This window comes from Blautia schinkii (assembly GCF_013304825.1).
In the GTDB taxonomy this organism is placed as follows: Bacteria; Bacillota; Clostridia; order Lachnospirales; family Lachnospiraceae; genus Blautia_A; species Blautia_A schinkii_B.
This window is the reverse complement of sequence record NZ_JAAWUO010000005.1, coordinates 138970-162225: the sequence shown is the minus strand read 5'-3', so window position 1 is coordinate 162225 and position 23256 is coordinate 138970. Positions and strand designations below refer to the sequence as shown.

General features: G+C 44.3%; 17 protein-coding genes, 1 tRNA gene and 1 rRNA gene. 3 read left to right on the top strand and 16 right to left on the bottom strand.

Annotation, left to right across the window (positions count from 1 at the left end; all coding sequences use genetic code 11):
* From HFM85_RS05990 to fba, 9 genes are all read right to left on the bottom strand, one after another.
* Nucleotides 1-214 (bottom strand): 16S ribosomal RNA (locus HFM85_RS05990); the annotation flags it as partial.
* 929 nt (nt 215-1143) lie between these two features.
* Entirely contained in the window at nt 1144-1419 is a 276-nt protein-coding gene (locus HFM85_RS05985; RefSeq protein ID WP_173737529.1) for a metal-sensing transcriptional repressor, read from the bottom strand.
* Between the two features lie 126 nt (nt 1420-1545).
* Nucleotides 1546-3237 carry a type 2 periplasmic-binding domain-containing protein gene (locus tag HFM85_RS05980; protein ID WP_173737528.1) on the bottom strand — a complete coding sequence of 564 codons (1692 nt, stop codon included), beginning with the start codon at nt 3235-3237 and terminating at the stop codon, nt 1546-1548.
* Entirely contained in the window at nt 3224-4930 is a 1707-nt protein-coding gene (locus HFM85_RS05975; RefSeq protein ID WP_173737527.1) for a sensor histidine kinase, read from the bottom strand. Before HFM85_RS05975 ends, HFM85_RS05980 begins: the two co-directional genes overlap by 14 nt.
* Nucleotides 4905-6443 (bottom strand): response regulator transcription factor, encoded by a 1539-nt coding sequence (locus tag HFM85_RS05970; protein ID WP_173737526.1) that lies wholly within the window; start codon nt 6441-6443, stop codon nt 4905-4907. Before HFM85_RS05970 ends, HFM85_RS05975 begins: the two co-directional genes overlap by 26 nt.
* 89 nt (nt 6444-6532) lie before the next feature.
* Nucleotides 6533-7369: a carbohydrate ABC transporter permease gene (locus tag HFM85_RS05965; protein WP_173737525.1), complete on the bottom strand. Its 837-nt coding sequence runs from the start codon at nt 7367-7369 to the stop codon at nt 6533-6535.
* Complete coding sequence (locus tag HFM85_RS05960; RefSeq protein WP_243873821.1) at nt 7369-8217, bottom strand: carbohydrate ABC transporter permease; 849 nt, start codon at nt 8215-8217, stop codon at nt 7369-7371. Before HFM85_RS05960 ends, HFM85_RS05965 begins: the two co-directional genes overlap by 1 nt.
* A gap of 118 nt (nt 8218-8335) precedes the next feature.
* Nucleotides 8336-9664: an ABC transporter substrate-binding protein gene (locus HFM85_RS05955; RefSeq protein ID WP_173737523.1), complete on the bottom strand. Its 1329-nt coding sequence runs from the start codon at nt 9662-9664 to the stop codon at nt 8336-8338.
* A gap of 277 nt (nt 9665-9941) precedes the next feature.
* The gene (gene fba, locus HFM85_RS05950) at nt 9942-10805 is read right to left on the bottom strand and encodes a class II fructose-1,6-bisphosphate aldolase (protein WP_015527136.1); all 864 of its coding nucleotides are present in this window, start codon (nt 10803-10805) and stop codon (nt 9942-9944) included.
* Between the two features lie 194 nt (nt 10806-10999).
* Between fba and HFM85_RS05945 the strand changes: the two genes are divergently transcribed.
* A tRNA-Tyr gene (locus HFM85_RS05945) sits at nt 11000-11081 on the top strand.
* Nucleotides 11082-11604: 523 nt separating this feature from the next.
* Here HFM85_RS05945 and HFM85_RS05940 read toward each other — a convergent pair.
* From HFM85_RS05940 to HFM85_RS05925, 4 genes are all read right to left on the bottom strand, one after another.
* A complete protein-coding gene (locus HFM85_RS05940) occupies nt 11605-12570 on the bottom strand; it encodes a D-2-hydroxyacid dehydrogenase (protein WP_119240832.1) in 966 nt (321 codons plus the stop codon).
* 63 nt (nt 12571-12633) lie between these two features.
* Nucleotides 12634-13584, bottom strand: coding sequence for a 5-oxoprolinase subunit C family protein (locus HFM85_RS05935; protein WP_173737522.1), 951 nt, complete (start codon nt 13582-13584; stop codon nt 12634-12636).
* A gap of 17 nt (nt 13585-13601) precedes the next feature.
* A complete protein-coding gene (gene pxpB / locus HFM85_RS05930) occupies nt 13602-14336 on the bottom strand; it encodes a 5-oxoprolinase subunit PxpB (RefSeq protein WP_119240830.1) in 735 nt (244 codons plus the stop codon).
* Between the two features lie 82 nt (nt 14337-14418).
* Nucleotides 14419-15102 carry an RraA family protein gene (locus HFM85_RS05925; protein WP_173737521.1) on the bottom strand — a complete coding sequence of 228 codons (684 nt, stop codon included), beginning with the start codon at nt 15100-15102 and terminating at the stop codon, nt 14419-14421.
* 189 nt (nt 15103-15291) lie between these two features.
* On the opposite strand from HFM85_RS05925, the gene HFM85_RS05920 reads away from it, so the two are divergent.
* Entirely contained in the window at nt 15292-16215 is a 924-nt protein-coding gene (locus tag HFM85_RS05920; RefSeq protein ID WP_173737520.1) for a LysR family transcriptional regulator, read from the top strand.
* Between the two features lie 126 nt (nt 16216-16341).
* Here HFM85_RS05920 and HFM85_RS05915 read toward each other — a convergent pair whose 3' ends face one another.
* From HFM85_RS05915 to HFM85_RS05905, 3 genes are all read right to left on the bottom strand, one after another.
* Nucleotides 16342-17523: a pyridoxal phosphate-dependent aminotransferase gene (locus HFM85_RS05915; protein WP_173737519.1), complete on the bottom strand. Its 1182-nt coding sequence runs from the start codon at nt 17521-17523 to the stop codon at nt 16342-16344.
* Nucleotides 17524-17759: 236 nt separating this feature from the next.
* Nucleotides 17760-19094, bottom strand: a complete 1335-nt coding sequence (locus tag HFM85_RS05910) for a dicarboxylate/amino acid:cation symporter (RefSeq protein ID WP_173737518.1) — start codon at nt 19092-19094, stop codon at nt 17760-17762.
* 148 nt (nt 19095-19242) lie between these two features.
* Nucleotides 19243-19998 (bottom strand): LamB/YcsF family protein, encoded by a 756-nt coding sequence (locus HFM85_RS05905; RefSeq protein WP_173737517.1) that lies wholly within the window; start codon nt 19996-19998, stop codon nt 19243-19245.
* A gap of 861 nt (nt 19999-20859) precedes the next feature.
* On the opposite strand from HFM85_RS05905, the gene HFM85_RS05900 reads away from it, so the two are divergent.
* Nucleotides 20860-23208, top strand: a complete 2349-nt coding sequence (locus HFM85_RS05900) for a heavy metal translocating P-type ATPase (protein ID WP_173737537.1) — start codon at nt 20860-20862, stop codon at nt 23206-23208.
* The last annotated feature ends 48 nt before the right edge of the window (nt 23209-23256 follow it).

Below are 23256 nucleotides of genomic sequence, written 5' to 3'. Positions count from 1 at the left end.
GAGCCATGCAGCTCTGTGCGCTTATGCGGTATTAGCAGTCATTTCTGACTGTTATCCCCCTGTACAAGGCAGGTTACCCACGCGTTACTCACCCGTCCGCCACTAGAAACAATCTAAATCTGCCGAAGCTTCAATAAAAGGTTTCCCGTTCGACTTGCATGTGTTAAGCACGCCGCCAGCGTTCATCCTGAGCCAGGATCAAACTCTCTGATAAAGTGTTTGAATCTTTTACTCAAGACAACCGTTTGGCTATCTCTCGTTTTTACTGCTAAATAGGTTGTAACTCCGATTTGCCTTCGCTCATCGGAGCAGGTTCATGCTTTCGCATTCACCCGAACCGTTCTTTAAATGTAAAGAAATTTTCGAGAATCGTATGTGTTTCACTGTTTAGTTATCAAGGTTTGTTGTGTCTGTCTCTCAGACAGCTCGTTTATTTTATCTCATCTCTTTTTGTTTGTCAAGCACTTTTTTAAGTTTTTTTCAAACATTTTCGAGTTAAGATTTTGTTGCCGCTTTGTTGGCGACTTGGATACTTTATCATATCTTCTGTCTTTTGTCAACTGTCAATTTCATTTTTCTGAAATTCTTTTTAATTGTTTGTTTTTCAAAAACAATTATTTGCGACAGCTCAGTTATAATACCACTGGGAGTTATGCTTGTCAACCATAAAATTCAAATTTTTTTGATTATTTTGTTTGTTAGTCTAAATGTGTTAATTTCCATTGGCATGGAGAGGCCACTGGCTACGCACGTCACACTATTCTAACCGCATCGTCATACCAATACCGCTTCACCCTCACACTACTTCCCACAACCCAGGACAGGGCGCAATCGCGTCCGCATCCGTCCTTCACCCAATTGACTACCAGCCGTGGAGCTGGGGTCTGTCTGGGCAACTCTGCAGGAGGGTCGAAACTACTTGGGCTGCGGGGAGCGGCGTTATTTTCAAAAATCCTGCTGTCTGAGCGCAGCGAGTTCAGGATTTTTGGAAATGGTTTTAGCCGATTCACGGAGTCCTAGTAGTTTCCCCCAACGAAGCCCTGCCCGGACAGACCCCAGCTCCACGGCGTACGTTCGTTAATAACCACAAAAAAAGCAGGTAGCTCCGCACTGCTCCTGCTAATCTTCACTATTCACACTCACTCACTTCATATTAGCGAATCTCTCCACAGCCTTAGTAAAACTCTCTATCGTCTTATCCGGATCTCCATGGGTGATTCCATCCCGTACACAATGCTGGATATGACCCTCCAAAACAACCTTTCCCACCTTATGCAAGGCCGACTTTGCCGCATTTATCTGAGAAAGAATATCCTCACACGGAATATCCTCATCTATCATCCGATCAATAGCCTGTACCTGTCCAACAATCTTCTTCAGTCTTCTGTGAAGGTTATCCGCATCCATACACTGCTTCATACTACTACCCCCATTATGCAAAGTTCATTTCATTTATTATTTTAAAGGCCTCTAACTTTCTTGTCAAGTTTTTCTCACACCCAAACATTTTTCCGGAAAAGCAAAAAAAGCCCAGGACATACCATCTCAGTCTGTCCCGGACATTTTTCCACTGCGTACACTCTCAGTCAGAGCCTCGCCGCCTTTGCGATACCACTCCTTAACAAACGTATCAAAATAGCTCACAGGCTTTTTCCCCATAATAATCTGGATAAAAGCCTTCTTCTCCAGTTGCTGCAAAATCTGCGGGATCTCACTGTCCCCATCACCCATATATTTTCTCTCCGGTGGATGATAAGAGGCATCTACAAGAAGTCCCACAGCCGTGATCCTGGATTTATAGGCAGCCCACTCCTCCACAGACGGAGAATCTGTGCCGAGATATTTTTTGCATGCATCAAAATACGAAACCTCGATAGCACTAAGCTCCTCCCGCATCCTGGAACCGTAAAGAGCCTCCCTGATATGCCTTGTCACCATATAAGTAGCTTCATTATAATCCACATTGATCATCAGCGGCCTGGCCGTAGGATCTACATTCAAAGCAAAATAAGCATTCATTTCCTCTGTATCATCAGCCTCATACCGGGAATAATCAAACAGCACACTCAAAACCTTCATCACGATTTCCGGATGCTCGTATCCTTTGCGCACAACTACATATTTATTATCCCGAAATGTAGAATATACTTCAACCTGCCGCCTGGCACCAGAAGTCAGGTAATAAGGCTGCCAGTCCGCGTCTTTATTCTGACGGTACTCATCCATCAAAGGATTGTTAGGCGTCCACCAGAGCCCAAAAAAAGCCCCGCATTTTCCCTTCACAACAAGATCACGGATATTATTCTGTGCACGCAGTGCAAAATCCGGATCCAGAATCCCTCTGCTATAAAGATCATGCAAACAGGACAACGCATTCTTCGTCTCTTCAGTCAGCGATCCATACACGATCTCCCCCTCAGGATTACGGATCCACTGTTCAGGATAAGCCCCGAAATTTTCGAATATGGCATCCATGGAATAACTGGTACTGACAGTTCCCACAAGACCCGGATCACACACCAGACCTACCGGTTCTTCATCTCTCTCTGCGCCCATCCGGTTCTCCTGAAAAGCCTGGATCACAGAAAAAGCATCCTCCAGTGTTTTCGGCTCTGTAAGTCCCAGCTGTTCTATCCAGTCACGGCGGAGCCACAGAAGCTGCGGACCGTGATCAATGGCAGTTTCCGGAAGTGCAAGAAGCTTCCCGTCAAAAGTTCCGGATTCCAGAAGCTCATCTCCATAGCTTTCATACATCTCCCTGATCCTGTCTGATGCACAGCTTTTGTATACATCTGTCAGATCTTCGATCAGATCATTTTCAACCAGTTCCTCCAGTGTTTCCCTGTCCGACACCAGAAAAACATCCGGCAGATTCCGGTCTTTTACCAGAATATTCAAAGCCTCATCATACCCCTCTTCACTTTCCATGAAAATATTCTTATTCTGTACATTGAGGATTTTTTTCAGATACCGGGTATAGGCATTATTCTCATATGTCTCCCCCTCCGGTAGATTGGAATTGCCGGTGCCCTTCATCTGACCCAGGGTGTATGTCACTGTCTCAGGATATTTTCCCAATGGAGAAGTTTCAGCTTCCTTCCATGCCTTCTGCCTCTGTGCCATCTTAGTTCTCGTGTCTGCATCCTGGCTTTTTTTCTCGCCGGAAGTACACCCTGTAAGAAAAAGCACTGCACTTAGTATCAGAAGCATTCCGGTTTTCAGCTTAAGCCTTCTCATCTTTTTTCTCCTTTCCCGGAATTCTCATCTCAACCCTGGTTCCTTTCCCAACCTGGCTTAAGATCCTAATGGCATATTCCTCTCCATATAAGATACACATACGGTCATTGACATTCTTTAATCCATAACCTTTGGCCTGGTAGGTGATCAGCTTCTCGGCCTGCTCCTGCTCCATTCCCATTCCATTATCATCTACCCGGATCACCACGTCACTGCCATCCGCAAAAAACGAAAGCCGAAGGATTTTTTCCCCTTCTTCCTTTACATCAAGACCATGCTCCAGCGCATTTTCGACCACCGGCTGCAAAATAAGCTTAGGTACCAGTTCCTGCTGCACCTCCTGATCGATCTTCCATTCCACTTTAAAGTCATTATCATGCATGATCAGCTGGATTTCCAGATAAGCCTCAATATTCCGGATGCAGTTCTCCACAGTCACCATATCAGCACCTTTACTCAGCGCAGTCCGATAAAAAGTAGAAAGAGCCAACGTTACACGGCTGATCTCCTTCTGCCTGCTTTTGATGGCCATCCAGTTTATAATAGAAAGAGAATTATACAAAAAATGAGGATTGATCTGTGCAGTCAGAGCTTTCAGTTCAAATTCCTTAAGCGCGATCTTATTCTCATAAACTTCTTCGATCAGCCGGTTGATCTCATCCATCATATGATGGAAGCTCCGTATCAGCTGACCCACCTCGTCCTGTGAATCGCTGTAAACCGTAACCTCTCGGCTTCCCTGGTTGACCTGTTCCATATTTCTGGTAAGCAGTTCAATATTTCTGGTAAACAATTTGGAAAAAGTCATCCCCAGAACAATAATGATCACAACGCAGAGGCCGATCAGCGGGATTTCACTGATCAGAAGTTTGGAGACAGAGCTCTCAATCACTGCAGGCGGCTTATAAAAATAATAAGTCCATCTCGTTTCGTGGCCGCTGGTGCTGACATAAGCATATTCCTCCCTGAGCCTGTCCAGCATTTTTTCGGTACTTTTCTGCGCGGAAATATCGCTGGCAGCCAGATTTTCCCCGTGGTAAACCACATTTTTCTGCTTATCTACCACTATGCCGCCGGAATTTCTCTCAATAATATTGGCAAGAGGCCGGAAAACTTTTTCATAATCAAGAGTAATGCAAAGAACTGCGTCACGTTTTTTTTCGTTATAAATCTCACGCACAGCTGCAATCTGCCGATTGTCACGGTCTACGATCCACTGCGCCATCACACTTCCGTCCAGTTTGCTGCTCCACCATTCCCCGTACATCTCATCCAGCGGAACCAGCGTATATTCATGGCGTACCGGAATGCTCTCTGCAAAAAGCTGTATTCCAAGAATGGCATCGTGATAGGATTTCGGCACAGTAAGAAGTGGATCTACTACCTCTGTATACTGTTCATAAGCGGTATACCGGTCCATATCCTTATTCTCGATCACTTCCAGAATCTCCGGAGAATAAGTGAGATAATTTAGAAGACTCACATAGATCTCCATCTGGCCGTCAATACTCTCTCTTATCTGCTCCAGGATAGAATACATATCTTCCATCTCATTTTCCCGTACAAGACTGCTCATACGGCTGTGGCTGTACAAAGCCAGAACTGTCATCGGAACAAGGCTGGCCACAACAAGAAGAAGCGTTAGTTTGTACCGGTATTTCATATTTTTATACTTCATCAGAAGCTTCTTCATCCTCACTGTTTCCCTTTCTGTAGGACTCCGGGCTGCTTCCGTAATATTCCCGGAAACTGCGGCAGAAGTATGACGAATTGGTAAAACCTACCTTTTCGCTGACCATAGCTACTTTCATGTTCGTTGTACGCAGAAGCTCTTTTGCTTTTTTCATGCGGAATACACGGATAAAACGGTTCAGGTTCATTCCTGTCTCCTTCTTGAAAATAAAGCTTAAATAGCCGGAAGAAAGATAAACTTTTTCCGCCAGTGTTTCAAGATTCAGATCCTCTGCATAATGGTTGTAAATATAGTTCTTAACTGCTGCCACCTCATCTCTGGATTCGCTCATGGAACGATCCAGGAACTCTTCGTACTGATGAATATTTTTCTCCGTAACCTCAATGATCTCCTGAATGGTAGAACAGCTATACAGATGATCCACTTCCAGATCCAGCCTGTGCTCACCCGCAAAACGATTCTCCTGGAACAACTCCCTTATCACATTGGAAAAAACAAATTTCACATACATGGCAGAAAACTGGGTATTGGACTGATATTTGGATGCCAGACTGCGGAAGTGGCTCCACAGCTGCTTCACATCTTTTCTGGAAATATCTTCTGAAATTTTTTCCATGAGTCTGGAATCTTGTTCTTCTTCCCGGGTATTTTTTTCCGCATCTTCCTCACTGGTGTAAACATGGATATCCGGATGATAGAATTTCTCTTCCATCTGCTGTTCCAGCTGCTCCATAATGTCCGGAAGCTCCTGATATCCATCAAAACGTCTGCTCACTGCCAGGTGAAACCTCACAGAATGCAGTCTTTTCAGAAGAGTGTAGACATTTTTTGCCACAAGTACATAATCGCAGTATACATCTTTGAAAAGAAGCAATGACTGACGGCCGTTCAGATTCAGGTAAAAAAATGATCTGCGCAGCTCTTCCATGATTTCCTCCGGAACCTCATCATTCGCAGACTCAAAAAAAGCTTCATCTGATTCAATAAGGATCGCGCAGTGCCATTCCTTCCACATTGCCAGATCCACGATCCCCTCTGCTTCCTTCAGCCGTTCCTGGTCTCCTGAATAGATAAAGCTCAGAAGAAAATATTGCTGCAGAAAACTTTTTTCTTTCATCGACTGCTGTTCTTTGTCCTTCCGGGATGTAATCTCTGCCTGTATTTTCTGAATCGTCTCATGAAAACGATCCGGATCAACAGGCTTAAGTACATAATCTGTCACACCATAACGTATCGCTTCCTGTGCAAACGAAAAATCTCCATATCCACTGAAAATGATGATCTCCAGCCCCGGATACTCTTCTCTTGCTTTTTTGGAAAGCTCCAGCCCATCCATATGCGGCATTTTGATATCTGTCAGCATCAGATCAATCTTATGGCTACGCAGCTCATTTAACGCCAGCTTTCCATTGGCAGCCTCATAAATCTCCCACTCACCTTCTTCCATAGACAGCAGAAATCTGATTCCCTCTCGTTCCAGCTTCTCATCATCTACCACCAAAACTCTGTACATTCCCCACCTCGCCAAATATGGCCTGATCCACGTAAAGACACGCAGATCAGGCCGTTTTTCTTTCATTTTACCATTATTCAGTTGATTTGTCAGCCCTTAACAGCTCCTGCAACCACACCTTCGATAATATATTTCTGGCATGCAAGATAGAATACAATGATAGGAATAATAGAAAGGACAAGAACTCCCATCATAGCTCCCATATCAATCGTACCATAGCCACCCTTCAGATACTGGATCGCAATGGAAATTGTTTTGTACTTCTTGATATCAAGTACCAGATATGGAAGAAGATAATCGTTCCAGATCCACATGGTTTCCAGAATTGCTACTGTTACACAGGTCGGTTTCATAACCGGAAGAACTACTTTAAAAAATGTCTGAATCGGAGTACAGCCATCGATCATGGCAGCTTCCTCAATCTCGATCGGAATGGATTTTACAAATCCGCTGAACATAAATACCGCAAGTCCTGCTCCATATCCAAGATAAATGATGATCAGTCCCCACGGAGTATTCAGTTTCAGAATGTTTGCGATCTTGGAAAGGGTAAACATTACCATCTGGAATGGTACGACCATGGAAAACAGACACAGCATGTACATGGTTTTTGTCAGCGTGTTGGTAACACGGTTGATGTACCAAGCACACATGGAGGTACAGAGCAGAATTACCGCAACCGAAAATACTGTGATAAATAATGTCCATCCAAATGCCTGGAAAAATCCGGTTTTTGTAAGACCATTTACATAGTTTTCCAGACCTACGAACATTTTATCCGTTGGGATTGCAAAAGGATAACGGCTGATGTATGCTTTTTTCTTAAAAGAATTGATCAAAACCAGAAGAATCGGGAAAATATAAGCAACAGATACCACGCTCAGGATCGCAGTCCACAGACCGCTGAATTTTACTTTTTTATTCATTACTGCTGTACCTCCTTACTTCTTGTGAGACGATTCTGGATCATGGCAATTGCTCCAACCAGGATAAAGAAGATCACGGCCTTCGCCTGTCCTACACCTTCCCATCCGGTACGTCCATAGAAGGTATTGTAAATGTTCAGTGCGAGCATTTCTGACATGTTGGAAGGCTCACCATTTGTAAGGGCAAGGTTCTGATCAAAAAGCTTGAAGGAGTTGGTAAGTGTCAGGAAAGTACAGATAGTGATGGACGGCATGACCATAGGAATGATCACATGCTTCAGAAGCTGTCCTTTGTTTGCACCATCAATCTGTGCAGCTTCGATCAGTTCACCAGGAATGTTCTGGATACCTGCGATGTAAATGATCATCATATATCCGATCTGCTGCCAGCACATCAGGATCACAAGACCCCAGAATCCGTAAACTGATGAATATGTAAGTGTTTTATTAATCTGAAGAAGCAGACCATTTAACAGAAGCTGCCATACATAACCAAGGATGATACCACCGATCAGGTTTGGCATAAAAAATACAGTACGAAATACATTGGTTCCTTTGATTTTCTTGGTCAGAAGCAATGCAACTGCAAAACCTATCACATTGATCAGAACAACCGATACAACCGTAAATGCAGTAGTGTACCATAATGCATGTCCGAATGTTCCATCCTCAGTAAAAATCTTCACATAGTTCTGTAATCCCACAAATTTTGCATCCGTTACTGTGGTAAATTTACAGAAGGAAAGATATACGCCCATGATAAACGGAACAATAAATCCAATGGTAAATGCCAGCAGGGTAGGCAGGACAAAAACCGGAAAATACTTTTTCATCATCTTATTCTGCATGTTTTCTCTTCCTTTCTCCTGAGGATGCATCCTTCCCTACTTTACGCACCCTCTCTTCATTGAAAGAGGCAGGCGGAAACCGCCCACCCCTTCGTGATCACGTTTCAGTTATACCTTATCAGCCTTCATTTGCTGCTTTGTACTCTTTTGCCCATCCGTCAACAAATGCAGTTTTCACAGCATCCCACTCACCGGTACCCTGTGCATACTCAAGCATTGCACTGCCGACCTGGTTTTTCCACTCTTCAGAAGGCATGGTTGTGAAGTTCCATGAAACCGGAGTTTTACCAGCTTTTACATATTCATTGGCTGCTTTTACAAGCGGATTTGTAGACTCATAATTCTCATCAAAGGTCTTGAATGGTGTTGTAAATCCCATTTCCTGGCTTATAGATTCTCTTCCTTCATCACTTGTGATAACCCAGCTGAGGAAATCAAGAGTTGCCTGGATATCCTTCTCATCTGCTTTTTTATTTACGCACCAGTAGTTCTCACTGCCTGTGCAAAGTCCCTGATCCTCTTCACCATCTACACCAATGTAGATTGGAAGCATTCCCATATCCTCGTCTGCTACTTCGTTATCTTTGATGCTATCATAAGCCCAGGTTCCATTCTGATAGAACACAGCCTCTCCAAGACCAAATTCAGCATTTGCATCATCGATAGTCTTGCTGGAAAGAAGGCTTGGCTCACAGGTAGAATCTGTGATATAAAGGTCAAACAGGTTCTTGAAGTTATCAAGATAGGTTCCTTTGATCGCATCTGTGGATGTGATTCCATCTTCTTTGTACTCATAATAGATTGGAAGGTTTGCAAGATGTGTCTTGAAACGCCAGTCACTGGAAGAATCAAAGCCTGCGGAAGTAAATGCACCGTCAACTCCAAGGTCATCTTTCTTAGCCTGGATATCATCTGCAACCTTCTTTAATGTCTCAAAATTGTTGATCTCATCTGCAGACTTGATCACAGCTCCATCCATCTCACAGTATTTCTTAAGAAGTGCCTTGTTGTAAATAAGTCCATATGTTTCAATTACATAGGCGATACCGTCAACTGCACCGCTGTCATCCTTCAGTACGAAATCGTCACTCTCCACATTTTTATAAACATCACTGTCTTTCAGGTCATAGCAATAATCCTTCCAGGATGCAAGTCCAACCGGTCCGTTAACCTGGAATAATGTCGGAACCTCATCTTTGGCCATCTCTGATTTCAGAGTAGACTCATAAGTTCCGGAAGCTGCTGTAACAACAGTAACAGGTACACCAGTCTCATCGGTGTATTTTTTTGCCAGATCTGACCACTGATCTGCCTGCTCCGGTTTAAAGTTCAGATAGTAAACAGAACCCTTACTGTCATCTCCTTTTGCCATGGCCGGAACTGCCGGGATCATGGTAGCTGCCATTAATGCTGCAAGACCAAATGCTGTTGCTTTTTTCATTCTCATAATCGTTACCTCTCCTTTACCTTAAATGATATTCAGTTCGTTCCCCGGATATGCTTATAACGCCCCATTTGCATATCCCTGACCGATAAGCTTTAAATTTGCTTCTCGATCAACTTGATGTTATTGTAAATCGGGGAGGTCATTTTCACTATATAAAAAAATCAAGAAACATGTTCATTTTTTTATATAGTGAAAATATTGATATTTTATCATAAAAAAAGAAACCGGAAGAGGATCACTCCTGTTCCGATTTCCTTTATATATTATTTTCGATTCATCATGCTTTATTGACAGATCCGAAAAGCTCCATTTTCTCTTTAACAGTAGCTTTGATCGCCTCTGCTCCAGGTGCAAGAAGCTTACGTGGGTCATATCCTTTACCCTGCTGATCTTTACCCTCTTCAATGTATTTACGTGTAGCTTCAGCAAATGCAAGCTGGCACTCTGTATTTACATTGATCTTGGAAACGCCAAGGCTGATCGCTTTCTTGATCATGTCTGCCGGGATACCTGTACCACCGTGAAGAACAAGCGGCATATCTCCTGTCAGTTTCTGAATAGCATCCAGAGTCTCAAAGCTTAAGCCCTGCCAGTTAGCCGGATATTTTCCGTGAATGTTACCGATACCAGCTGCAAGGAAGTTGATTCCGAGATCTGCAACTCTCTTGCACTCCTCAGGATCAGCGCACTCGCCCATACCAACAACACCATCTTCCTCGCCACCGATGGAACCAACCTCTGCCTCAAGAGACATGTTGTGCTCAGCAACGATCTTAACCAGCTCTTTAGTCTTAGCTACGTTCTCATCGATCGGATAATGAGATCCGTCGAACATAATGGAAGAGAAACCAGCCTCAACACATTTCAGGCATCCATCATAGCTGCCGTGGTCAAGATGAAGAGCAACCGGAACAGTGATGTTCAGCTCTTCCATCATACCGTTAACCATACCTACAACAGTCTTATAACCTGTCATGTATTTACCGGCACCCTCGGAAACACCAAGGATTACAGGAGAGTTGAGCTCCTGAGCTGTCTGAAGGATAGCTTTTGTCCACTCAAGGTTGTTGATGTTGAACTGACCAACTGCATAATGGCCTGCTTTTGCTTTTTTCAGCATTTCTGTTGCGTTTACTAACATGATAAAATCCTCCTAACCTGTATTAGGATACGGAAAAACCGTGTCCTTTATATCCAACCGTACTCATAATAGCAGATTTCCTTTGGTAAGTCCAGTGTTTTACCAAAAATGCTGATACTGTAAGAATTATTATTTTTTTTGAAAAAAAGCTTGCAATTTCATTAATTATTATATATAATATTTTTGTTGTTCACGGATGGATTCCCGAGTGGCCAAAGGGGGCAGACTGTAAATCTGTTGGCACCGCCTTCGAAGGTTCGAATCCTTCTCCATCCATCAGATTTTAGTTCTTACACTTTGTGAAGTGTAGGAACTATTTTTTTTGCTCAAAAAAGAAAACCGCAAAGGGGACGCAAAGCCGCGTCCCCTCTGCACACCCCTTGGGCTTTTTTTATTAGTGCTTAGCTGTGGTATACGTAATGTTATTGACTTGTGTCTGTATGATTCGGTATAGGATGTGATACGCTATGCCGATACACTCCCACACACCACATTTCCCAGAACAGGACGCCTGCGACCGTCTCCGTCCACACAATAGACAGCTGTACACATTAATGCCTTCTTTCGTAATATAACTTTGTCCTCTTATACCTATATTCTTCGTCATCGAATATGATACACTATACCGCTTCCCACACACCACACTCCTCAGGACAGGACGCCTGCGTCCGCTTCCGTCCACACAGATGCCCCATTCACAGCGTACGTATGTTCATTCGTTTCCCCCACAACAAAAAAAGCGGCCGCCTCCGAAGAACCAGCCACTCTTTTCACACATCATATATAGGAAGAAAATCTATTATTTATTAACTCTGTTAACTGTATTACCAGCCAGGAATGCCTTGATATTATCAACCGTAATATCCATGATTCTCTGTCTGGAAGCCTGAGCAGCCCAGGAAATATGTGGGGTGATGATGCAGTTTTTGGCTTTGAGGAGTGGGTTATCTCCTTTGATCGGCTCTGTGGATACAACGTCAAGTCCTGCTGCATAAACTTTGCCGCTGTTAAGCGCATCTGCAAGATCCTGCTCTACTACCAGCTGTCCACGGCTGTTGTTGATAAGGATAACGCCGTCTTTCATCTTTGCAATGTTCTCTTTGTTGATCATACCCTCTGTCTCCGGGAAAAGCGGGCAGTGAAGGAAAATCACATCAGACTGTGCAAACAGCTCATCAAGGGAAACATACTCAGCAAGCTTTGCACCAGCCTCACTCTGGTAAGCATCATAAGCAAGAACCTTCATATCAAGAGCATTCAGAAGCTTGGCTGTAGCCTGTCCGATTCTTCCAAGGCCAATAATACCGGCAGTTTTTCCATAGAGCTCGATCATCGGATAATCCCAGTAGCACCAGTCATCGTTGTTCTCCCATTTGCCAGCCTTAACAGTCTCATCATGATGACCATAGTGAGAGCAGATCTCAAGAAGAAGTCCAAGAGCATACTGACCAACGATCTGTGTACCATAAGTAGGAACATTCACAACCGGGATATTTTTTTCTTTCGCATAAGTATAATCAACAACATTGTAGCCAGTAGCCAGAACAGCGATCAGTTTCATATTCGGGCATTTGTCAATTGTCTCTTTGGAGATCGGAGTCTTGTTGATGATAACGATCTCAGCATCACCGATACGCTCAGCGATCAGTGGAGACTCCTCGTAGGAAGTTCTGTCATAAACAGTAACATCTCCAAGCTCTTTTAATGCGTCCCAGCTTAAATCTCCAGGGTTCTCTGTGTAGCCATCCAATACAACAATCTTCATATTCGTACTCACCTTTCTTAAAAAAATTTTTGTGGTATGTATGATTTATTTAATTCAGATCGATCAGCAATCTGAATTCAACTTTTCATCCAGAGCCTTCATATCATTAAGCTCGCGGATATACAGATCCTGTGCAAGATCAAGGCTTACCTCGACGAAGCGGATCTTCTGTCCAGGACGTGCCTGTGCGATCTTTGTAAAATCAACTGTGATCACAGTACCGATCTTCGGGTAGCCGCCTGTACTCTGACGGTCAGCCAGCATGATGATCGGCTGTCCGTTTAACGGGACCTGAACTGATCCCATGGAAATACCGTCTGTATTGATATTACCATCACCAGCATGCTCAACCGGCTCTCTCTCTATACGGCATCCCATGCGGTCAAATTCATTTGTGATCTTGCCGCTGTACCAGAAGAATTTACGGACCCCCTCTTCTGTAAATTCATTTTCCTGCGGTCCAAGAACAACCCGGAGAACAACCTCATCATCCGGAAAGATCTCTGCCGGAACATGGCGAAGCTCCATATTCGGAAGCTCTGTCTTCGGTGCTGTAAATTCGATACTGTCACCCTTTTCCAGCTTTCTTCCCTCAACACCGCCAATATGGTTACGAAGCAATGTGGACTTGCTTCCCATCACAAGCGGAATATCCAGTCCGCCTGCAAAAGCAATATATCCGCGGCTGCCGTTTCTGGCACCTGCAAACATCAGCTTCTGGCCTTTTTTTACAAGGACTGCCCTGTACATCGGAAAAGGCTGTCCGTCCAGCATCGGTGTCAGGTCACCGCCTGTCACCGCAATAATATTATCACTGGTAAAAGTAAGCGTTGGTCCGATGAAAGTCATCTCCAGCGCACCTTCTGTCATCTCATTTCCAACCAGCAGATTGGCAATATGGAAGGAATGAGGATCCATAGCTCCGGAGGTAGATACGCCAAATGCCTGGTTTCCGAATCTTCCTTCATCCTGAACGGTTGTCAGGATTCCTCCGTTTTCAACTGTTATTCCCATATCATGTCCCTCCGTTCTCAGCCATTATCCTGCAGTGTGTAGGTTTTTACTTTGTAAGTACCATTTTCCACATCTCTACGGATCTGGTCATATTCTGCTTTTGTGACGGGAACATGTTTTACCCAGTCACCCGCACGCACAAGGAACGGATCGTCCTTTGCAAAATTACAGATATCAAGCGGTGTACTTCCGATGATATTCCATCCGCATGGCTGCTCAAACGGAATAAAATCTGACAGTGCCAGCTGAACTACAATGGATCTTGCAGGAATCTTAACTCTCGGAGAAGTTCTTCTCTTAAAGCTGAAAGGCTCCTCAAATCTTGCCATATACGGATGTCCCGGTGCAAAACCAAGCATATATACATAGTACTCATGCTGGGAATGCTTGCGGATGATCTCCTCCGTAGTGGTATTCTCAAGTTCTGCACAGTACTCAAGATCCGGCCCTGTCTCACCGCCGTAATAAACCGGAATCTCTTTTACGACTTTCTCAGTTGTTGTGGAAACTTCGTGCATGTCTGCAATTCTCTTCTGCAGTTCCTCTACAAGTTTTCCGTAACGGATCACCTCCGGGCGGTAATGCACGATCAGTGCACAGTAGGTAGGAACTGTTTCCACCATACCTTCAACAGGAGATTCTTTTAATTTTTCGTCCAGCGCACGGACTTTTGCATTGACCTCAAGACTGATCACGCTGCCGAATTCAACGGAAACTGCTCTGTCTCCTGCGATCAGGAACTTCACATCCATTTAAGCTTACCTCCGTTCTTAATTTGACAAAAAGGCCCGTCATACGTGGTGACAGACCTTCCTGCATGTATCTTTTATTCGGTTAGTCTACAAATTCAAATCCGACTTTTTTAAGAGCTTCGTCAACCCATGGACGCGGCCACTCTCCACGTGTCAGGATTCCCTCAAGCTGTTTTTCTTCACCTGCATGATAGTTTCTTGCAATCTCAGCAAGCTCAGCTGTATGCTCATCCGGCTTGATCGCCAGAAGTCCATCAGAGTCTCCGACGATGATATCACCAGGATTGATTACGATTCCTGCGAAGGATACCGGGAAGTTCATCTCTCCCGGGCCGTTCTTGTATGGTCCGTTAGGTGTGATGCCTTTTGCATATACCGGGAAATCCATCTGGCTTAATGTGTAGCTGTCGCGAACACATCCGTCGATAATGATTCCTGCGATTCCTCTGGATTTCGCATAATTGCTCATGATCTCACCGCAAAGTGCTCTGCTCATGCTTCCTTTGTTTGCAAGAACGATAACATCTCCTGGCTGAGCCATATCCAGAGCTTTGTGGAACAGAAGGTTATCTCCTGCCGGTGCGTTTACTGTGAAAGCTGTTCCCAGAAGTCTTGCCTTCGGGTTCAGAGGGAAAATACTGGAATCTACAGCAGCGATTCTGCCACAGTTATCATCAATATTTGCTACCGGGATACCACGGAATGCTTCTACTAATTCTTTTGACGGTCTTTCAAAGTTTCGTCTGATTCTACATCCTAATGACATATGAAAACCTCTCTTCTTCTGATTACTGATCACTTGGTAACAGTGTCTTGTTTTATCTGCATTTATCATATCACACAAGTTTACCATTGAATAACGAATAATTTCTCTGTATAATATAAATAATTTTTATATTGTTTTGAAACTTACTTTATTCCTGATAGATTGTACCAAAGAAAAGGAGCTGATCATATGAATCTTGCTGAAATTGAAACCTTTCTCACCATCGTAAACACAAAAAGCATCACCCGTACAGCGGATCTTCTTTTTCTTTCCCAGCCTACAGTCAGCCACAGGCTCACTTCTCTGGAGAATGAACTCGGCTTTCCCCTTGTGATCCGCCAGAAGGGGCACAAGCAGGTGGAACTGACTGCCAAGGGAACCGATTTCATCATTCTTGCGGAACGATGGATGTCCCTCTGGAAAGAAACCATGGAACTGCAGCGCAACCAGGATTCCCTGCTGCTTACTATCGGCTGTACAGACAGTCTGAATGTTGCTGTCTTCGCACCTCTGTATGACAGGATTTTAAATGAGCAGACCAAGCTGGACCTGAACATTGAATCCCACCACTCATCAGAGCTCTATGGACTTCTTGGAGAACACAGCATTGATATCGGATTTGTCTACCATAAATTGCATTACAAGAATATCATAACAGAGAAAATCTTTGAAGAAAAGCTTTATCTGGTACAATCAGATCAGCCAGCCATTTCTGCTCCGGCAATACATACCGATGAGCTGGATCCATCCCTGGAGCTGTTTTTAAGCTGGGACGACAACTATCAGATCTGGCATGACCGCTGGCTTTCCTCCGCTTCCAGGCCTCACATTGCGGCAGATACCATCACGCTTTTGGACCGTCTCTGGAAAAAAACGGGAAACTGGATGGTCGCACCACAGTCTGTGATCCTTGAGCTTTCTCATTACCGGCCTCTTTTTATCAGTGAGCTAAAAAACACACCGCCAAACCGTGTCTGCTATAAAATCAAACATAAATATCCAAAATCCACCAGTAAGCGAGCTGTGGAATTCTTCGAAAATGCGCTGGAAGACTTCCTCGCAGAATCCACTCCTTCTTTCCCCATCGGTCAGGTATGGGAACGTCAGAAATAAAAAAACGGCAAGCATAAATCTGTCACAGGAACATTCTCTGCTTTACCGTTTCTTCTTATATTATATACCAGAATGATTCATCCACCGCTTTTCGCCACAAAAAGCGGTGGATATTTTTTTATCTGATTATTTGTTTTTCAGCTCTTCCACTGCTTTTTTGATTCTCGCGCATGCTTCCTGAAGATCCTCATAGCTACATGCATAAGAGATTCTTAAATATCCTTCTCCCTCGGAACCGAATGCAGATCCAGGTACCAAGGCGATCTTTGCATTATCAAGAAGATACTCGGCAACCTCCATTGAAGTCATTCCAAGGCTCTTAATATTTACGAAGATATAAAAAGCACCATGTGGGTTGTTACAGCTGATTCCATCGATCTCGTTCAGTGCTTTTACCACATAATCTTTTCTTCTCTGATACTCTTTTCTCATTGCCTCAACATCATCTGCACAATCAGTTAAAGCTGTGATCGCTGCTTCCTGTACAAAGGAAGATGCGCAGGTAACTGTATACTGATGAACACGTACGCAGGCCTGGATGATTTCAACTGGTGCACACAGATATCCAAGTCTCCATCCTGTCATGGAGTAAGCTTTTGAAAATCCTCCTAATGTGATAGTACGCTCTTTCATTCCCGGAAGAGATGCAATACTTACATGCTCTGTTCCATCGTATACAAGCTGGCTGTAGATCTCATCTGCGATCACAAGAAGATCATGTCTGATAGCGATCTCGCTTAATTTCTCAAGTGTCTCTCTGGAAAAAACACCACCTGTCGGGTTGCTTGGGTTTACAACAACGATCATCTTAGTCTTGTCTGTGATCTTTGACTCCATCTCCTCAAAGTCGATCTGATAATCGTTCTCTTCTTTCAGGCTGTATGTTACAGGTACTGCTCCAAGCGCTGACGGAACATGGATGTAGTTCAGCCATACCGGGTTAGGAACAAGGATCTCATCGCCAGGATCCAGGAAAGCGTCCATGGATGCGAAAGTTGCCTCACCAACACCTACTGTTACAAGAACTTCAGATGCTTCATAATCTGTACCATGGTTCTCGTTCTCCCATTTTGCAATAGCTTCTCTCAGTTTCGGGATACCGTAATTGGATGTGTAAAATACATGTCCTGCTGCAAGGCTCTCGTTTGCTGCCTTTTTGATTTTCTCCGGTGTATCAAAATCCGGACGGCCGATCTCCAGGTGAATGATCTTCTCTCCTGCCTGCTGCATTTTGTTTGCTTTTTCCATTACTGCACGGATACCGGAAAACGGAAGGCATTCCATTCTTTTCGCTGTCTTGTACTCCATATTCATTTCCTCCTGAACCCTTTTATTTTTCTGCGGATGTCCCGCTTTTTTACTCTGGAAATTCCGGACTGTATCTGTGCAGATGGGCAAATCACCTGCACAGCTGCGCATTCATGTCCATTTAGTATTTAAGCGTATAGCTGATGTTTCAACTATACGCTTAAATGGTATCATCGTAGTAATATTAAGTCAATTTAATAATTTGTATGTATAATATTAATACTTTTTATATTTACTTACGCGTTATATTTGTTTACGTCAAGCTCATTCTCTTTCTTGTTAACGATAACGTTGACTGTTGCATCACCGATTACGTTAAGCGGAAGAAGTGCCATCTCAACCGGACGGTTGATAGCTACAACCAGTGCATATGCGATCATGCAGAGGTCAGATGTCCATCCCATACCGGAAAGGATTGTTACGATCAGTGTTGTTCCGGCGATCGGGATAGCCGGGCAGCCCATTGCTGCACAGATGGAAAGGAATGCAACTGTGATCAGGTTTGCCGGTGTGATGTCGATTCCGGATGCTGTTGCAATAAAGGTTACTGCAAACATATGCATAACTGTTGTTCCGTTCATATTGATGGTCATACCTGTAGGAAGTACAAAACTTGTGATCTCCTGAGAGCATCCAAGCTCATCAATACATGTTCTGGTGTTCAGCGGAAGGCATGCTGCGGAAGAATTTGTAGAGAATCCGAACACACCGACCTTTGCGATCTTTTTAAGGAATTTCATCGGGCTTAAGCCTGTTGTAAGGCCGATACCGATCGGGTAAATAGTAACAACAAGTACAAACAATGTCAGCATTGCGCCTACAATGTAAGCTGCTGCAGGTGCCAGATACTCTGCTCCGTAGATAGCAAATGTACGGGAAATCAGACAGAAGATTGCAACAGGACCAACTTTGTTGATCAGGAATGTCAGATACAGGTTGATGATGTCGCTTAAGTTCTCAAGTACGCTTTTCAGCGGTTTCATCTTGTCGCCAAGTGCGTTCATGCAAAGACCAAGAACGATAGCTACTACTACAACTGCAAGGATGCTGTTATTGCTGCTGAATGCGGTTCCGATATTGGACGGAACTGCTGTTACGATTGTTGCAAGCGGGTTGAACTGATCCAGTGTTGCAGCCTCTGTAACTGCCTCTGCCGGAAGTTTTACGTTGAAAAATCCAGCTGTTTTCATTGCGAATGCAACAATACCTGCGATAAGTGCGCCAACTACATAGAAGCAGAAGAATCCAAGTAATGTACGTCCTGCAATTCTTCCAAGCTTGGAGGAACTGGAGATACTGCACATTGCAAGGCTTAAGGATACCAGTACCAGCGGTACGATCGCCATCTGTAATCCTCTCATGAACAGCTGTCCGATGATGTAGAAGAGACCGATGGAATGAAATCCCTGATCTGCTGTGATATCCTGGAACAGAAGTGCATTGATCACGTTCCATGTCCCCTCTGACATCTGCTGTTTCAGAAGCATGAATCCAAGTCCTACGACCAGACCGCCGACCAGAGCGATCATCATGTTTCTTACTATGTTGTTCTGTTTTTTCTCTTTTGCCATAGTTTCCACCCTTTCCTTTCTTATCCTAAAAAGGTACACATTTTCATATAAAAAGAGCCGGACAAATCATCGCAGTAATCCCTTGTTTTAAATCTCCTTTGATTTATCCGGCATTCTATCTCTCATGTGAATGTACTTTATTTAGTTTTTATAAGTGTTTGATCTCAATACCTTCTTCTATGAATCTCTCACGGATCTTCTGTACAAAAGCAAGTGCCTTCGGTCCGTCTCCGTGTACACAGAGTGTGTCACCCTTGATGTCAAGCTCTTTTCCGTTGATGGATGTTACTTTTCCTTCTTTGATCATCTTCACGCATCTTTCGATGGCAATGTTCTCATCTGTGATCATGGATCCCTCCATCTTTCTCGGTACAAGAGAAAGATCATCCATGTATGCACGGTCTGCAAAGATCTCGGATGCTGTACGGAGTCCCTTGCTCTCAGCGATATCACCGAGAACTGCTCCTGCACAGTAGTAAACGATCAGATCTTTGTCATACTCACAGATTGCCTCGCAGATTGCTGTGGAAATGTCCTCATCATACTGGCAGGCATTTCCCATTGCTCCATGAGGAGCGACATGCTGAAGCTTCATTCCATAGCTTTTTGTGAATGCAGCCAGTGCTCCGATCTGGTATCTGACGTAATTCTTAACTTCATCATGAGAGAGAACCATCTTTCTTCGTCCAAAGCCAAGAAGATCAGGATATCCAGGATGGGCTCCAACCATAACGCCACGTTCCTTTGCCATGCGGACTACCTTATCCATTACCATTGGATCGCCTGCATGCCAGCCACATGCTACATTTGCTGTTGTGACATATTTGATGATCTCTTCATCTCCGCCAAGCTTATATGCGCCAAAGCTCTCACCCATGTCACTGTTTAAGTCGATACTGTACATGTTGCTACCTTCCTTTCTTTCTTTACTTGTTGAAAGTATAACATGTTAAATAAAAATAATAAAATAGAATATTTTTTCAGAATATATTAATATTTTCTATATTTCTTTTGCAATAAATTTTACTTTTCTCTGATCCGTTTTTTGAAAATCTATTGACAAAGGATTTTATATATGATTAAATAGTCATATGAACATTAATTCATATATTCATATAAATAATCAGCAAGGAGAATTCATATGAAAGAGATATTAGAGAAGACTTCCTCAGATTCCTGCGGATGCGGTCACGACCATCATGATGTACATGACCATGTAGAACATGCGCATGAAGAACATCACCACCATGAACACAACGATGAGCACTGCGGCTGTGGCTGTGAGGATCATGAACATGAACATCACCACCACCATGACCATGACGATGAACATTGCAGCTGTGGCTGTGAGGATCATGAACATGGGCACGAACATCATCACCATCATGACCATGACAACGAGCTCTGTGCTTGCGGCTGTGAGAATCATGAGCGCGAGCACGAACATCATCACCATCATGACCATGACGATCACTGTGCTTGCGGCTGTGAGAATCATGAACATGGGCACGAACATCATCACCATCATGACCATGACGATCACTGTGGCTGCGGCTGTGAGGATCATGAGCGCGAGCACGAACATCATCACCATCATGACCATGACGATCACTGCGCTTGCGGCTGTGAGGATCATGAACATGGGCACGAACATCATCACCATCATGACCATGACAACGAGCACTGTGCTTGTGGCTGCGAGGATCATGAGCACGAACATGGCCATCACCACCCCCACAGCACAGCATCTGCGAAGCGTGTCTACATCCTGGAGAACCTTGGCTGTGCTCACTGTGCTTCCAAGATGGAAGAACAGATCCAGCATCTTGACGGCGTAGAAAGTGCAACCATCACTTTCGCTACCAAACAGCTTCGTCTCAATGCAGCAGATCCAGATGCTCTGCTTCCGCAGATCCGTAAGATCTGCACCTCTATTGAGTCCGAAGTTAAAGTTGTTCCGAGAAATCCGAAGCCTTCTGCTTCTGCTGACGTAACAACCAGGATCTACCTTCTTGAGAACTTGGGCTGCGCTCACTGTGCTTCAAAAATGGAAGAACAGATTGCCGACCTTGACGGCATCTCCGAAGCTACCATTACTTTTGCAACCAGGCAGCTTCGTGTAACTGCAAAGAATCCGGACCGTTACCTGGATCAGATCCGCAGGATCTGTACTTCCATCGAATCCGAAGTTATAGTAAAAGAAAAAGATCCGAGACCAAAGGCACAGGCAGCTACATCCGAAACTCACGCAGCCAGTACAAAGAGAACTTTTTCCAAAGAAAAGATCGACACGATCTGCATTATCATCGGTGCGATCCTCTTTGTTGCCGGTGAGATCATGGAACATAAAGGATTTTCAGATACTGCCACTCTTCCGGTATTCGTGATCGCATACCTTGCACTTGGCGGTGTGATTGTTGTAAAAGCAGCCAAAAACATCTCACACGGACAGATTTTTGATGAAAACTTCCTGATGAGTATTGCAACACTTGCCGCTTTTGCTATCAATGATTCTGCTGAGGCCGTAGGCGTTATGCTCTTCTACCGAATTGGCGAGCTTTTCGAAGAAAAAGCTGTTGAGCGAAGCCGCGGTCAGATCATGGACGCAGTTGACCTCCGTCCGGAAGTTGTAAACCTTGTTGCCGGCGATGATGTTCAGGTAATTCCATCTGAAGATGCTCAGGTTGGAGATGTTCTCCTGGTTCGTCCTGGTGACCGTATTCCTCTTGACGGTGTGATCATCGAGGGAAGCAGCCGCATCGACACATCACCGATCACAGGTGAGCCTGTACCAGTTGCTGTAAACGAAGGTGACGAGATCACTTCCGGATGTGTAAATACCTCCGGTCAGTTAAAGATCCGTGTGGAAAAACCACTCGGAGAATCCATGGTAACACGTATCCTGGATTCTGTAGAAAATGCAGCAGCAAGCAAACCGAAGATCGACCGTTTTATCACACGTTTTGCAAAAGTATACACCCCTTGTGTTGTAGGAATCGCTGTTGCAACAGCACTGATTCCTTCCCTTGTAACCGGGAACTGGCACTACTGGATCTACACAGCGATCACCTTCCTGGTAATGAGCTGCCCATGTGCTCTTGTACTTAGTATCCCGCTTGCTTTCTTCTCAGGAATCGGTGCTGGTTCCAAAAAAGGAATCCTGTTCAAAGGCGGCCTTTCTATTGAAGGATTAAGCCACCTTGGTGCAGTCGTTATGGATAAGACAGGTACTATCACAGAAGGTAACTTCCAGCTCCAGAAAGTTGTTACAATCGGAGAATACAGTGAAGAGCAGCTTCTTGCCATGTGCGCAGGCTGCGAACAGAACTCTACTCACCCAATCGCAAACAGTATCGTAGCTGCCGCAAAAGAGCGCGGAATAAGCCTTGAAAAGCCCCTTTCCCTTGAAGAGATCTCCGGCCATGGAATTTCTGCCCAGATGCCGGAAGGCAAAGTCCTCTGCGGAAACCGCAAGCTGATGGACAAATTCGGTGTTGCAATCGGAGAACTTCACGAAGCAGCTTACGGATCTGAAGTATTCATGGCTGTAAACGGAAAATTCGCCGGATATATGTTAATTTCCGATACCATCAAACCGGACGCAAAAGATGCCATCGCTTCTCTCAAGAAACTTAATCTTCACACAGTTATGCTTACCGGCGACTCTGAGGACAGTGCTCAGGCTGTTGGAAAAGAAGCCGGAATTGACGAGATCTATGCAAAACTTCTTCCTGAAGATAAGCTGAACGCATTAAAGAAGATCCGTCAGGAACATGGAACTGTAATGTTTGTCGGTGACGGAATCAACGATGCTCCTGTACTTGCAGGTGCTGATGTAGGAGCTGCTATGGGAAGCGGTGCTGATGCCGCTATCGAAGCTGCTGACGCCGTATTTATGAATTCCAACGTAGATGCGATCCCTCAGTCCGTTTCCATTGCAAAGAACACCAACCGCATTGCATGGCAGAACGTAGTATTTGCTCTTGTGATCAAGATCGCAGTTATGATCCTTGGTCTTGCAGGACACGCAAACATGTGGATGGCTGTATTTGCGGACACCGGCGTTGCCATGATCTGCGTGCTGAATTCCATTCGTATCCTGTATAAAAAATAAAAATTTGACCGGTGCGGTTTTTTCAGCTACAATAGAAGTTAATATTTT